This window comes from Streptomyces lucensis JCM 4490 (assembly GCF_014650035.1).
Lineage (GTDB): Bacteria > Actinomycetota > Actinomycetes > Streptomycetales > Streptomycetaceae > Streptomyces > Streptomyces lucensis.
This window is the reverse complement of the sequence record NZ_BMUE01000019.1, coordinates 50,283-63,382: the sequence shown is the minus strand read 5'-3', so window position 1 is coordinate 63,382 and position 13,100 is coordinate 50,283. Positions and strand designations below refer to the sequence as shown.

12 protein-coding genes are annotated in these 13,100 nt (G+C 74.4%); 6 read left to right on the top strand and 6 right to left on the bottom strand.

Annotated features, from left to right (window positions below; translation table 11 throughout):
• Window position 1: 1 nt before the first annotated feature.
• From IE177_RS30685 to IE177_RS30670, 4 genes are all read right to left on the bottom strand, one after another.
• Window positions 2–514: a roadblock/LC7 domain-containing protein gene (locus tag IE177_RS30685; RefSeq protein ID WP_190018744.1), complete on the bottom strand. Its 513-nt coding sequence runs from the start codon at window positions 512–514 to the stop codon at window positions 2–4.
• Window positions 515–545: 31 nt separating this feature from the next.
• Window positions 546–1,346, bottom strand: a complete 801-nt coding sequence (locus tag IE177_RS30680) for a transcriptional regulator (protein WP_190018743.1) — start codon at window positions 1,344–1,346, stop codon at window positions 546–548.
• Window positions 1,343–1,732, bottom strand: a complete 390-nt coding sequence (locus IE177_RS30675) for a hypothetical protein (protein ID WP_190018742.1) — start codon at window positions 1,730–1,732, stop codon at window positions 1,343–1,345. Before IE177_RS30675 ends, IE177_RS30680 begins: the two co-directional genes overlap by 4 nt.
• A 179-nt stretch (window positions 1,733–1,911) precedes the next feature.
• Window positions 1,912–3,294, bottom strand: coding sequence for a type III PLP-dependent enzyme domain-containing protein (locus tag IE177_RS30670; protein ID WP_229816342.1), 1,383 nt, complete (start codon window positions 3,292–3,294; stop codon window positions 1,912–1,914).
• Between the two features lie 138 nt (window positions 3,295–3,432).
• Here IE177_RS30670 and hutU point away from each other — a divergent pair, with 138 nt between their 5' ends.
• The 4 genes from hutU to hutI are packed head-to-tail and all read left to right on the top strand — an operon-like array spanning window position 3,433 to window position 8,860.
• A complete protein-coding gene (hutU, locus tag IE177_RS30665) occupies window positions 3,433–5,097 on the top strand; it encodes a urocanate hydratase (protein WP_190018740.1) in 1,665 nt (554 codons plus the stop codon).
• Window positions 5,094–6,311 (top strand): allantoate amidohydrolase, encoded by a 1,218-nt coding sequence (locus IE177_RS30660; RefSeq protein WP_190018739.1) that lies wholly within the window; start codon window positions 5,094–5,096, stop codon window positions 6,309–6,311. Before hutU ends, IE177_RS30660 begins: the two co-directional genes overlap by 4 nt.
• Entirely contained in the window at window positions 6,308–7,645 is a 1,338-nt protein-coding gene (locus IE177_RS30655; RefSeq protein ID WP_190018738.1) for a formimidoylglutamate deiminase, read from the top strand. Before IE177_RS30660 ends, IE177_RS30655 begins: the two co-directional genes overlap by 4 nt.
• A gap of 39 nt (window positions 7,646–7,684) precedes the next feature.
• Entirely contained in the window at window positions 7,685–8,860 is a 1,176-nt protein-coding gene (gene hutI, locus IE177_RS30650; protein ID WP_190018737.1) for an imidazolonepropionase, read from the top strand.
• 7 nt (window positions 8,861–8,867) lie between these two features.
• Here the strand turns inward: hutI and IE177_RS30645 are convergent, their stop codons facing one another.
• Both IE177_RS30645 and IE177_RS30640 read right to left on the bottom strand, forming a co-directional pair.
• Window positions 8,868–10,445, bottom strand: coding sequence for an RICIN domain-containing protein (locus tag IE177_RS30645; protein WP_190018736.1), 1,578 nt, complete (start codon window positions 10,443–10,445; stop codon window positions 8,868–8,870).
• 239 nt (window positions 10,446–10,684) lie between these two features.
• Window positions 10,685–11,581 carry an RNA polymerase sigma factor SigF gene (locus IE177_RS30640; RefSeq protein ID WP_190018735.1) on the bottom strand — a complete coding sequence of 299 codons (897 nt, stop codon included), beginning with the start codon at window positions 11,579–11,581 and terminating at the stop codon, window positions 10,685–10,687.
• 246 nt (window positions 11,582–11,827) lie between these two features.
• On the opposite strand from IE177_RS30640, the gene IE177_RS30635 reads away from it, so the two are divergent.
• Together IE177_RS30635 and IE177_RS30630 are read left to right on the top strand one after the other, a co-directional pair.
• Entirely contained in the window at window positions 11,828–12,205 is a 378-nt protein-coding gene (locus IE177_RS30635) for an STAS domain-containing protein (RefSeq protein WP_190018734.1), read from the top strand.
• A gap of 324 nt (window positions 12,206–12,529) precedes the next feature.
• Entirely contained in the window at window positions 12,530–13,099 is a 570-nt protein-coding gene (locus tag IE177_RS30630) for an ATP-binding protein (RefSeq protein WP_190018733.1), read from the top strand.
• The last annotated feature ends 1 nt before the right edge of the window (window position 13,100 follow it).

The following is a 13,100-nucleotide window of genomic DNA, read 5'->3' as shown; positions in this document are numbered from 1 at the left end:
TTCAACTGTCGGTTGCGGTGCGCGCGTCGGCGCCGTTGGTGCGGGGTGTTCGGGTGGTTCGGACACGGGTGGGGGGTGCGGCGCTGACGGCGCCCAGTGGCCGTTCGGCCGCGCGGGCGGTCCGGGCCGCGGCTTCGGCCGCGTCGAGCAGCTCCCCGATCCGGGCGCCGGCCCGGCGTCCCTCGAGGTGCAGCCGGCCGACGTTGACCCGGTCCTGGGCCAGCAGGGTCAGCACGGCGGTGCGGCCGGCGGCGTAGGTGGCGACGTAGCCGCGCTCGCCGCGTACCAGCAGTTCGCGCAGGCCGCCGTGTCCGGTGGCGTCGGCGACCCGGACCGAGACGCCGAGCGCGGCGGCGGTGAGCGCCGACAGGCCCTCCGGGTCGACCCCGGGGGTGTCGTGGGCGACGACGAGGCCGTCGACGCCGGCCGCGAGCGCGCCGGTGAGCTGGGGCACCCGGCTACGCAGCCGGTGCAGCTCGGCCAGGACGGTCCGGTGGTCCTCCTCGGACACCATCAGCTCTCTCCTCTCGGCGGGGCGGTGCCGTTCAAAGCGCCTCCAGCGCATCCCTGAGCCTCTTCAGCAGCGCGATGTCGGGGTCGGTGACCGGGGGTGGGGGCGGCGGGGCGGGATGCGCGAACACCTGCGCCGCCGGGACGACGTGGCCGGCCGCCGCGAGCCGGCGCACGTCGACGAGCGTGTGGAAGGCCTGGCGGCCCAGGTTCCGGGCGATCCCGGCGGCCGTGCGGACGCCGTCCACGCGGTCCAGCACCGCCCGCTGCCGGGGCGTGACCGGTGAGGCGCTCCGCTGCTCCGCGCGCACCAGCGGGGCGCTGTCGGTGGCCGGGTCGGGCCACAGCCGGTGCAGCAGCAGGCGGCGGCGCAGTGTCTCGCGTTCCAGCGCCACGACCGGGACCGAGGGCAGGGGGCCGAGCCGGGGCGTGTTGTCGTAGCGGAACCGGCCCGGGCTGCTGCTCGGCGCCAGTGCGAAGTACCCGGCGTCGTACAGCGCGTCCAGATGGCACAGTTCCAGCGCGCCCGCCGGCAGCCGCCCCAGGTCCAGGAGGAGTTCGGCGGCCTGGAGCGGACCCGGGGTGTCGGCGACGGCCCGCTGCCAGGCGGCGCCGGCGAGGGTGCCGTGGGCCGTGAGGAGCACGTCGAGGCCCGGGGCGAACGCGCTCTCGGCGTGCACCACCCGGCCCTCGGCGAGGTACAGGGTGCCGTGTTCGCGCAGCAGGACACCGGTGGCCCGTTCCTCGGCCAGCCGGGTCAGCATCGGGGACAGCGCGCGCGTGACCGCCTTGTCCCGTACCGGCAGGGGCGGCGGCGGTGTTCTCAGCGCGGTCATCCCAGCACCAGCCGGGCGGCCATCTCGCCGAGCCGGATGCGGGCGAGGGCGAGGTTGCCCTCCTCGCGGCCGAGCCAGAGGTGGAGGAAGACGCTGCTGTCGAAGGACGTGTCCACGAACCGGAGCAGGTGGTAGCTGTCGCGGTTGCTGACGATCACGTCCTCCAGCGCGGGCCGGTCGTCCGGCCGGCCCCCGGCGGTGAACGCGCCGTGCTCGGCGGCCATCCGGGCCAGTTCTGCGGCCTCGGCCGCGGTCGTCTCGTGGTCGCCGCCCGGGGCGTCCCCGACCGTGCCGAGGGCCAGCCCGCTCGTCCAGTCCACCAGCGCGGCCCCCCGGGCGCCGGGCAGTCGCATCGCTTCCAGCAGGCACTCGTCGATTCCGGGCACCTTGGCTTCCCCTCCCGCCTGTGACTCCGGTTGAGTGACAGAGAGACTACGCAACGTATGTGCGGCGGGTGAGGCCTTTGGCATTTTCCGGTGGAACGTGCGCCCGGCGTACTAGAGTGGGTCAACTGACCTGTCTTCCAGGGCGGTTGCTCCATCTGTCCGGGGGCGGCGGGAGCGTGTCAACGGCTCCCGGGCGCGTGCGGGGTGGTGAGCGCGGACGCGTGCGCCCCGCCGGATTCGGCCACGACCTCGGCGATCGTCTGCGCTTCCCGGACGGTCGCGAAGGCGATCCCGCCCGAACCGTCCGGCACGAAGCCGTGGATGGCCGGCCGGGCGAGGGAGTTGTAGGCGTAGTGGTGCGCGAAGTAGTACGCGCCCGTGTCGAGCGCGGCCGCGTAGTCGCCCTGCTCCAGCACGGGCAGCGCGCGCCCCTCGGCCAGCAGGTCGCCCGAGAAGCAGGCCGGTCCCGCCACGTCCTGCACCGCCTCCGGCCCCGTCCTCGGGCGCCCCTCGGCGTCGTAGGCGGCGATCCTGAGCGGCCAGGCCCCCGGCGCGTAGACCGTCCGCGTCGCCACCTGCACGCCCGCGTGCGTCACCGCGATCCGCCGGCCGCCCGCGCTCTTGGTGTACTCCACCCGCGCGACCACCGTGCCGTGCTTGGCCAGCAGCGACCGTCCGAACTCGGTCACCAGCCCGTACCGGCCGTCGAACAGCCCCGGCACCTCCTCGGCGAGCAGCCGCGCGAACCCGGCGTAGGTCGGCGCCGTCTCCTCGGCGGCGAAGTTCACCGGCAGCCCGCCGCCGATGTCGAGGGTGTCGACCTGCCGCCGCCCGGCGCGCCCGTTGATCTCCTCGGCGAGCGCGTACGTCTCCGCCACGCCCCGCGCCAGCAACGGGAGCGGGATGCCCTGCGAGCCGGTGTGCGCGTGCAGCCGGGTCAGCCACGGCCGCTCCAGGTACGCCCGCACGACCCACTCGCGCGCCCCCTCGTCGCGCAGGGCGATCCCGAACTTCGATGTCCGGGTCGCCGTGGACGTGGCGCCGATCGAGCCGCCGCCGACCTGCGGGTTGACCCGGATGCCGAGCGGGGAGCGGCTGGGCGCGGACCGCATCAGGTCGTCCAGCCGGTCCAGCTCCTGCGGATTGTCGGCGTTCACGGCGATGCCGAGCGCCAGCGCCTCGCGCAGCTCCGCCGGCGTCTTGGCGGGCGAGTCGAGCACCGTCCGCGCGGGCGGCACCCCCGCCGCCCGCGCCAGCGCCAGCTCGCCGGGGCTCGCCACCTCCGCGCCGATCCCCGCCTCGTGCAGCAGCCGCAGCACCGGCACCAGCGGGGTCGCCTTCACCGCGAAGGCGTGCAGCACCGGCGTGCCGGGCGCCGTCACCGCTTCGAACGCCGCCCGCAGGGCCGCCGCCGACCGCCGGATGCCGGTGACGTCCAGCAGCCCCACCACGGCCGCGTCCGGGCCCAGCAGGCCCTGCTCGACCGCCGCCCGCACCGCCCGGTCCCGCCGGCCGGCGCGCTCCCCGGCCGCTTCCTCGATGTCGTGGATGTCGTGCTCCACCGCTTCCCCGTCCTCTCGGCCACCGGTGCTTCCAGCCAAACACCTGCCGGGCGCGGACGCGGCCGACCCCATGTATTGACTAGTTCTATTCAGGCGGTCAGGATGTGAATAGACGCAGCAACAAGGAGGAGGCAGACGATGTCGGGACCCCGCCCCGTACGAGCACCGCGCGGCACGGAACTGAGCACCCTGGGATGGCAGCAGGAAGCCGCCCTGCGGATGCTGCAGAACAACCTCGACCCCGAGGTCGCCGAGCACCCCGACAAGCTCGTCGTCTACGGCGGCACCGGCAAGGCCGCCCGCGACTGGCGCTCCTTCGACGCGATGGTCCGCACGCTGCGCACCCTCAAGCAGGACGAGACCATGCTGGTCCAGTCCGGCCGCCCGGTCGGCGTCATGCAGACGCACGAGTGGGCCCCGCGCGTCCTCATCGCCAACTCCAACCTCGTCGGCGACTGGGCCAACTGGGAGGAGTTCCGCCGCCTGGAGGCCCTCGGCCTGACCATGTACGGCCAGATGACCGCCGGCTCCTGGATCTACATCGGCACCCAGGGCATCCTCCAGGGCACCTACGAGACCTTCGCCGCGGTCGCCGCCAAGAAGTTCGGCGGCACCCTCGCCGGGACCATCACCCTCACCGCCGGACTCGGCGGCATGGGCGGCGCCCAGCCCCTCGCGGTGACCATGAACGACGGCGTCGCCATCTGCATCGACTGCGATCCGCGCGCCATCGAGCGCCGCATCGAGCACCGGTACCTGGACGTGAGGGCCGACTCCCTCGACCACGCGCTCCAGCTCGCCACCGAGGCCCGCGACCAGCGCAGGCCGCTGTCCATCGGCGTCCTCGGCAACGCGGCCGAACTGGTCCCGCAGCTGCTCGCGATGAACGCCCCCATCGACATCGTCACCGACCAGACCTCCGCCCACGACCCGCTGGCCTACCTGCCCGTCGGCGTCGCCTTCGAGGACATGGCCGACGCCGCCGCCAAGGACCCGGCCGGCTTCACCACGCGGGCCCGCGAGTCCATGGCCAAGCACGTCGAGGCCATGGTCGGCTTCATGGACGCCGGCGCCGAGGTCTTCGACTACGGCAACTCCATCCGCGGCGAGGCCCAGCTCGCCGGGTACGACCGCGCCTTCGCCTTCCCCGGCTTCGTCCCCGCCTACATCCGCCCCCTCTTCTGCGAGGGCAAGGGCCCCTTCCGCTGGGCGGCCCTGTCCGGCGACCCGGCCGACATCGCCAAGACCGACAAGGCGATCCTGGACCTGTTCCCCGAGAACGAGTCCCTCGCCCGCTGGATCAAGATGGCCGGCGAGCGCGTCCACTTCCAGGGCCTGCCCGCGCGCATCTGCTGGCTCGGCTACGGCGAGCGCGACAGGGCCGGCGAGCGCTTCAACGACATGGTCGCCTCCGGCGAGCTGGCCGCACCGCTGGCCATCGGCCGCGACCACCTCGACTGCGGCTCCGTCGCCTCCCCGTACCGCGAGACCGAGGCCATGCTCGACGGCTCCGACGCGATCGCCGACTGGCCGCTGCTCAACGCCATGGTCAACGTGGCCTCGGGCGCCTCGTGGGTCTCCCTCCACCACGGCGGCGGCGTGGGTATGGGACGGTCCATCCACGCCGGCCAGGTGACGGTGGCCGACGGCACGAAGCTGGGCGGCGAGAAGATCCGGCGCGTGCTCACCAACGACCCCGGCATGGGCGTCATCCGGCACGTGGACGCGGGGTACGACATCGCGGAGTCCGTGGCCGGGGAGCGGGGCGTGCGCGTGCCCATGCGTGAGGGCGGCGAGCGTTGAGCTTCCACAGCATGTGGGCGGAGCTGCTGCCGGTCGGCCGCAGCTCCGCCTCCGGCGGCTACCGGCGCTACGCCTGGACCGGCGCCGACGCCGACTGCCGGGCCTGGTTCAGGGAGCAGGCCGAGACGCGTGGGCTCGCCTACGAGGTCGACCGGAACGGCAACCAGTGGGCCTGGCTGGGGGACCCGGCCGCCGGGGACGCCGTCGTCACCGGATCGCACCTGGACTCGGTGCCGGACGGCGGGGCCTTCGACGGGCCCCTCGGAGTCGTGTCCTCTTTCGCCGCCCTCGACGAACTGCGCGGCAGGGGAGCGCGGTTCACCAAGCCCCTCGCCGTCGTCAACTTCGGCGACGAGGAGGGCGCCCGGTTCGGGCTCGCCTGCGTCGGCTCCCGGCTCACCGCGGGGCAGCTGACCGTCGAGCAGGCGCACCGGCTCACCGACGGGAACGGCGTCACCCTCCCGCAGGCCATGGAGGCCGCCGGGTACGACCCCGAGGGCATCGGGGCCGATCCGGAGCGGCTGGCCCGGATCGGCGCCTTCGTCGAGCTGCACGTCGAGCAGGGCCGTGCGCTGGACCTGTCCGGCGACCGGGTCGGCGTCGCCAGCGCCATCTGGCCGCACGGCCGCTGGCGGTTCGACTTCCGGGGCGAGGCCAACCACGCCGGAACCACCCGTCTGGTGGACCGCCGCGACCCGATGCTGTCCTACGCCGAGACCGTCCTCGCCGCCCGCCGCGAGGCCGAACTCGCCGGCGCCGTCGCCACCTTCGGCAAGATCGCGGTGGAGCCGAACGGGGTCAACGCGATCCCCTCGCTGGTGCGCGGCTGGCTCGACTCCCGCGCCGCCGACCAGGAGACCCTGGACACGGTGGTCGGCGGCATCGAGAAGGCGGCCCGCGAGTACGCCGACGCCCACGGCGCCGGCCTGGACGTCGTCCGGGAGTCCTTCACGCCGGTCGTGGAGTTCGACCACGCCCTGCGCGACGAACTCGGCCGCATCCTCGGCAAGGGCACCGGCCTGACGGTGCCCGTCCTGGGCACCGGTGCCGGACACGACGCCGGAATCCTCTCCGGCAGCATCCCGACCGCCATGCTGTTCGTGCGCAACCCCACCGGTGTCTCGCACTCACCGGCCGAGTACGCGGCCGAGGACGACTGCGTGGCCGGGGTGAACGCGCTCGCCGACGTACTGGAAGGGCTGGCCTGCACGTGACCACGCGGACCTACTGGCTGGAGCACGCCTGGCTCGGCACGCACGTCGAGCCGGGCGTGGCCCTCACGACGCGGGACGGCCGGATCACCGCCGTCCGCACCGGCGTGCCCACGCCGCCGCCCGGCGCCGAGATCCTGCGCGGGCTCACCCTGCCCGGCCTGGCGAACGCGCACAGCCACGCCTTCCACCGGGCGCTGCGCGGCACCGTCCAGGTCGGCTCCGGCACCTTCTGGACCTGGCGCGAGGTGATGTACTCCGTCGCCGACCGCCTGACCCCGGAGACCTACCACGCCCTCGCGCGCGGGGTGTACGCCGAGATGGCCCTGGCCGGCATCACCTGCGTCGGCGAGTTCCACTACGTGCACCACGCGCCCGGCGGCACCCCGTACGCCGACCCCAACGCCATGGGCGAGGCGCTGATCGCGGCAGCCGCCGAGGCGGGCGTCCGGATCACCCTCCTCGACACCTGCTACCTCTCCTCCGGCTTCGGCGAGCCGCCCAACATCCACCAGAGGCGCTTCTCCGACGGCAGCGCGCAGGCGTGGGCCGAACGCTGTGCGGCCCTGAAGGAGCGAGGCCACGCACGGATCGGAGCGGCGGTCCACTCGGTGCGGGCCGTCCCCGCGGGGCAGCTGGCGACCGTGGCGCGGTGGGCCGAGGAGCGCCGGGCCCCGCTGCACGTGCACCTGTCGGAGCAGACCGCAGAGAACGACGCCTGCCTCGCCGCGCACGGCCGCACGCCCACCAGGCTGCTCGCCGACCACGGCGTCCTGGGGCCGCGCACCACCGGCGTGCACAACACCCACCTCACCGACGAGGACATCGCCCTGCTCGGCGGCTCGGGCACCGGCACCTGCATGTGCCCGACGACCGAGCGCGACCTGGCCGACGGCATCGGCCCGGCCGCCGCCCTGCAGCGGGCCGGATCCCCGCTCTCCCTCGGCTCCGACAGCCACGCCGTCGTCGACCTGCTCGAAGAGGCGCGCGCGATGGAGCTGAACGAACGGCTGCGCACCCGCTCCCGGGGCCACTGGACGGCCGCCGCCCTGCTGCGCGCGGCCTCCGCCGACGGCCACGCGGCCCTGGGCTGGCAGGACGCAGGCAGCCTGGAGGCGGGGGCGCTCGCCGACTTCACGACCGTCGCCCTCGACTCGGTCAGAACGGCGGGCCCGGTACCGCGGCTCGGTGCCGAGACCGCCGTGTTCGCCGCGACGGCGGCGGACGTACGGCACACGGTCGTCGGCGGACGCCATGTCGTACGGGACGGCGCCCACGCCCTCGTACCGGACGTGCCGCGGGCACTGACGGCCGCGATCGAAGCACTGCGCGGCTGAGGCCCGCCGACCCCCACCCGGCCACCCCTGAGGACACCCATGAGCAGCAGCACCGTCATCACCAACATCGCCACGCTGGTCACCAACGATCCCTCGCAGGGAGACGGATCCCCCCTCGGACTGGTCCGGGACGCGGCCGTCGTCGTCGACGGCGACCGCGTCGTGTGGACCGGTGAGGCAAGCGAAGCACCCGCCGCCGACGACCGGGTCGACGCGGGCGGCCGGGCGGTGCTGCCGGGCTTCGTGGACTCCCACTCCCACCTGGTCTTCGCCGGTGACCGCACGCAGGAGTTCAACGCCCGCATGTCCGGCCGCTCCTACACGGCGGGCGGCATCCGCACCACGGTCGCGGCCACCCGCGCCGCGAGCGACGCGGAACTGGAGGCCAACCTCACCCGGTACCTCGACGAGGCCCTCCGCCAGGGCACCACCACGTTCGAGACCAAGTCCGGCTACGGCCTCACCGTGGCCGACGAGTCCCGCGCCCTGCGCATCGCGGCCCGGCACACCGACGAGGTGACGTACCTCGGCGCGCACATCGTCTCCCCGGACCACGCCGACGACCCGGCGGCCTACGTCGCCCTGGTCACCGGCGAGATGCTGGACGCCTGCGCGCCGCACGCCCGCTGGATCGACGTGTTCTGCGAGAAGGGCGCCTTCGACGGCGACCAGGCCCGGGCGATCCTCACCGCCGGCAGGGCCAAGGGCCTGCACCCGCGCGTCCACGCCAACCAGCTCTCCTACGGCCCCGGCGTCCAGCTGGCCGTCGAGCTGGACGCGGCCAGCGCCGACCACTGCACCCACCTCACGGACGCGGACGTCGACGCCCTCGCGGGCGGCAACACGGTGGCCACGCTGCTGCCGGGCGCCGAGTTCTCCACCCGTGCCGAGTGGCCGGACGCACGCCGGCTGCTGGACGCGGGCGTCACCGTCGCCCTGTCCACGGACTGCAACCCGGGCTCGTCCTTCACCTCCTCGGTGCCGTTCTGCATCGCGCTCGCGGTACGGGACATGGGGATGACGCCGGACGAGGCGGTCTGGTCGGCCACGGCGGGCGGGGCGGCGGCCCTGCGCCGCACCGACGTCGGACGCCTGGCTCCCGGCGCCCGCGCCGACCTGATCGTCCTGGACGCACCCAGCCACGTCCACCTGGCCTACCGCCCCGGCGTCCCCCTGGTGACCCAGGTCTGGCGGCGCGGCGAGCGCGAGGTCTGACGGGCCGTCAGGCGCTCCCCGCCCGCCACCGCTGCGCCGTGCCTCCGGTCAGCGGGTCGAAGGACAACTCGCCGCCGCCGTGCGCGGTCAGGCCGGTCTCGATGGCGATGGCCGGGCGGATCACCCCGTCCCCGTCGACGGTGAACGTCAGGTTGGCGCCGTTCCGGCCGTCGACCGAGTCGCAGTCCCAGACGCCGACGCCCCGCTCCACGGAACCGCGGCTGTCCAGGCAGAAGTCCGGGTCCGCGGCCGACTGCAGGACCCCGCGCGAGGAGTCGACCCGCCAGCGCTGCGTGGCAGCGGAGCCACAGGGCTCCAGGTCCACGTCCGTGCCGTCGTGGAAGTCGCCGGCCACGTCCAGGCAGCGGCCCGTGGCCACGTTCACCACCTGCGCGTAGACCGGGCCCGGCGGATACACCGGCGCGGGGGTCGGCGTGGGCGACGGCGCCGGGCGCGCCGTACGGGTGGGCCGGTGCGTCGGTCTGGCGGAGGGGGAGGGCGAGGGGGGCCTGGACGTCGCGGAGGGGGAAGGCGACGGAGCAGGGCCGGGCACCGTCGCCGTCACGGTGACCCGCGCGGGCGCCGTCGGCGTGGTCACCGCGCCCGCCGCGCGCTGGTCCCCGGTGCCGTCGCCCGGGGTGAACAGGAAGAGCAGCAGCGGCGCGAGCGCCACCCCGAGCGCCGCCGAGGCCAGCGCGTAGCGGCGGGACGCCGGCCAGGCGGTGTCGCGTGCACCGGGCCGCCCCGCGGATGCGGGCGGGGTGGCCTCCAGCCGCCGGGTGACGTAGGCCGCGCCGCCCCACGGCAGCAGCCCCTCGGCCAGCACGGTGCGCGGCTGGTCACGCAGCGCGGTCTGCTCCTCGAACGCCGCCGTGCAGTGCGCGCAGTGCGCCATGTGGGCGTGCAGATCGGCGCTGGAACGGGGGGTGCCCGGCCGCACCGCCTCCTCGATCAGCCGGCGGAAGTCGCCGCACCGGGGGTCTTCGGAGGCGGCGAGCCGGGTACGCAGACAGGCCCGGGCCAGGTCCTGCAGCGCCCGCGGCGTCTCGAACACCACGTCCTGGCGGGTGACGCCGAGGAAGGCGGCCGTCCGGTCCTCGTCCTCCTCCTCCACGGCCCCGTACCAGACCAGCCCCTGGGCCCGCGGCGGCAGTGACCGGAAGGCCGGGAACAGCGGCGGCGCGGGGTCCTCGCCGCCCGTCGCGTTCAGCACCAGCAGCAGGCCGGGGTCCAGGCCGCCGGAGCGCTCGTCGCGCGCCCAGGACGCGGCCAGCCGGGCGGTGAGCAGCAGCAGGTGCAGCCGCACCGGGACGCCCGGGTCCACGCCGCGTGCCGTCTCGCGGGCGGCCAGGGTGAACGCCTGCGCCGCCAGCTGCCGTGCGGCCGGCTCGCTCGCCGCGCACCGCCGGGCGTGGGCCAGGACGGAAGGCTGGTGACGGGCGCGCAGTTCCCGCAGCGCCGGATAGACGGCGGGCGTGCCGGCGCGCAGCAGTGAGGTGAGCCGCGTGTCGGACGCGTCCGCGTACCGCGCGCCGCCCGCGTCGCCGGCCTCGACGTCGTCGCCGGCACCGTCGGCCCGAGCCATCCACCCGCCTCCTCACACCCCGGCCGTCCAGGCCAAGTCACGGACGTACCGGCCGGTTTGGGGGGTGACCCTAGTGGCGTGCGGGGACCGCGGGAAGGAGTTTCCCCGGGTAACAGCAAGGCCGTCCGGTCCGGCGCGGGCGGACGGGTGGGCGCGGGCACGCGGAGTCCGCCCGGTCCCCTCGGGGGCCGGACGGACTCCGCGCCTCGGGCGCGGGTGCGACCGGTCGTGCGGACCGGCTATTCGTCGACGGTCAGACCCTTGCGCAGCCGTACCAGCGTGCGCGACAGCAGCCGGGACACGTGCATCTGCGAGATGCCGAGTTCCTCCCCGATCTCCGACTGCGTCATGTTCGCCACGAACCGCAGGGAGAGGATCTGCCGGTCCCGCGAGCTGAGGCCGGCGATCAGGGGCTTGAGCGACTCGATGTACTCGATGCCCTCCAGGCCGTGGTCCTCGTACCCGATGCGGTCCGCGAGGGCGCCCTCGGTCTCGTCCTCCTCGGGCTGGGCGTCCAGCGACGAGGCGGTGTAGGCGTTCGAGGCGGCCATGCCCTCGACGACCTCGTCGTTGGAGATGCCGAGCCGCTCGGCGAGTTCCGCGACCGTGGGAGCGCGGTCCAGCTGCTGCGCCAGCTCGTCCCCGGCCTTGGCGAGGTCGAGCCGCAGCTCCTGCAGCCGGCGCGGGACGCGCACGGACCACGAGGTGTCACGGAAGAAGCGCTTGATCTCGCCGATGATCGTCGGCATGGCGAATGTGGGGAACTCCACGCCGCGGGAGAGCTCGAAGCGGTCGATCGCCTTGATCAGGCCGATGGTGCCGACCTGGACGATGTCCTCCATCGGCTCGCTGCGGGAGCGGAAGCGGGAGGCGGCGAACTTCACGAGCGCGAGGTTCAGCTCGACGAGCGTGTTGCGGACGTACGCGTACTCGTGCGTCCCTTCCTCCAGCGACTCCAGCCGCTCGAAGAGGGTCTTGGACAGGGCCCGCGCGTCGACGGCGCCGATCTCGTCGTACGGGGGGATCTCCGGTAGTCCCTCGAAGAGGCCGAGGGAAGGGATGGGGTGATCCAGTTGATCCGGTGGGGGTGTCGACGTCGCTATCGGGGTACGCGATGCGTCGAGCCGGGGTGACATGGGGGTCCTCCATCGTTCTCGGCATACGGCTGCCGAAGCCAGTGGGTGCACTACGGTGTGCGGCGCCTCCGAAGCCGGCGTGTAGGGATACGTGTCTTTACTAGCCCTACCCGCTCCCCCGAGCCGATCGCAAGTGCATTCTGTCCATATATGTCCGTTTGTGTGCGGATGTTCGGGTGTCGGAGTGCGCGAGGAAGGCGTAATGTTCGAGGGCATCAACAGCCACGACCTCGGGAGAGAGACGGCATGGACCACGGGACGGTCGGCAGCGCACAGTCGGGCCGGCTTCTGGTGGAGGTGCGGGAGGAGGGCTCCAGCGCCGTCGTGACACCGGCCGGTGAGCTCGACCACCACACCGCCGATCTGTTGCGCGAGCCCCTCGACGACCTCTTGACCAAGGGCTTCTCGCGGCTCGTGGTGGACTGCTCGCGCCTGGAGTTCTGCGACTCCACGGGACTGAACGTCCTGCTGGGGGCCCGCCTGAAGGCGGAGGCCGCCGGCGGCGGGGTCCACCTGGCGGGAATGCTGCCGGTGGTCGCCCGCGTCTTCGAGATCACCGGGGCCGAGGCGGTCTTCGCCGTCCACGACTCCGTCGAGGCGGCCCTGGCCGACGGCACCGACTGAGCCCGTGTCGGGGTCCTCTCGCGCCGGCCGCTCCGGGCGTTGCGCTCGTCACGCCGAATCCGGTGGTGTCCCCACCGGATGTGTCGGGCAGGAGAGGGCAGGGGGACCACGGAGCCGTCCTGCCGGGCCGCCCACCGCCGGACCGGACTTGGAACCGGCGAGCGGCCCGGACGGGACCCCCGGACGGCACTCGCTGCGACGGACGGGCGGAGATCCGCACGGACGGCGGGCGGGGGACGAGCGGACGACGTACGGACCGGCCGGCACCGGATGGGGTGCCGACCTTTGAATCATGAACTGGTGAATCGGTGAGGTGAAGCGCTGATGAGCACCACCCGGCCTTACTCGCCGGGCGACCGCGGCCCGGAGCCCAGCGGCGCTTCCGGGGCGTCCGAGGGGGCCGCGCCGGCCGTCGGCGCAGCCACGGGGGCAGCCGCGCCGTCCGTGCCGTCCGGGCCGCCCGGCGGCGCGCAGAGCGCCCGGGGCCGGCAGGTCCGCAGACTCGGACTGGAGGGCGAGAGCGGGGTCGTCCCGCTCGCCCGCGACTTCACCCGCCAGGCGCTGTACGCGTGGGGCTGGCTGCCCGCCGCCACCGCCGACCAGCGGGCCGCCGCCGAGGACGTCCTGCTCGTCGTGTCCGAACTGGTCACCAACGCCTGCCTGCACGCCGAGGGCCCGGACGAACTGGTCATCGCCTGCGACAACAAGGTGATCCGGCTGGAGGTCTCCGACCGCGGCACCGGCCAGCCGGCCCCGCGCACCCCGCACCGCGCCGGACGGCCCGGCGGCCACGGCATGTTCATCGTGCAGCGGCTCTGCCTGGACTGGGGCGTCGTCCGCGCCACGGGCCGCCCCGGCAAGACGGTGTGGGCGGAGCTGGGCGCTCCCGCGTAGC

Coding starts and splice junctions, on each gene's coding strand:
- IE177_RS30640 (WP_190018735.1), bottom strand. CDS start 11,581: ATGTCACCCCGGCTCGACGCATCGCGTACCCCGATAGCGACGTCGACA.
- IE177_RS30630 (WP_190018733.1), top strand. CDS start 12,530: ATGAGCACCACCCGGCCTTACTCGCCGGGCGACCGCGGCCCGGAGCCC.
- IE177_RS30645 (WP_190018736.1), bottom strand. CDS start 10,445: ATGGCTCGGGCCGACGGTGCCGGCGACGACGTCGAGGCCGGCGACGCG.
- IE177_RS30680 (WP_190018743.1), bottom strand. CDS start 1,346: ATGACCGCGCTGAGAACACCGCCGCCGCCCCTGCCGGTACGGGACAAG.
- hutU (WP_190018740.1), top strand. CDS start 3,433: ATGTCGGGACCCCGCCCCGTACGAGCACCGCGCGGCACGGAACTGAGC.
- IE177_RS30685 (WP_190018744.1), bottom strand. CDS start 514: ATGGTGTCCGAGGAGGACCACCGGACCGTCCTGGCCGAGCTGCACCGG.
- IE177_RS30635 (WP_190018734.1), top strand. CDS start 11,828: ATGGACCACGGGACGGTCGGCAGCGCACAGTCGGGCCGGCTTCTGGTG.
- hutI (WP_190018737.1), top strand. CDS start 7,685: ATGAGCAGCAGCACCGTCATCACCAACATCGCCACGCTGGTCACCAAC.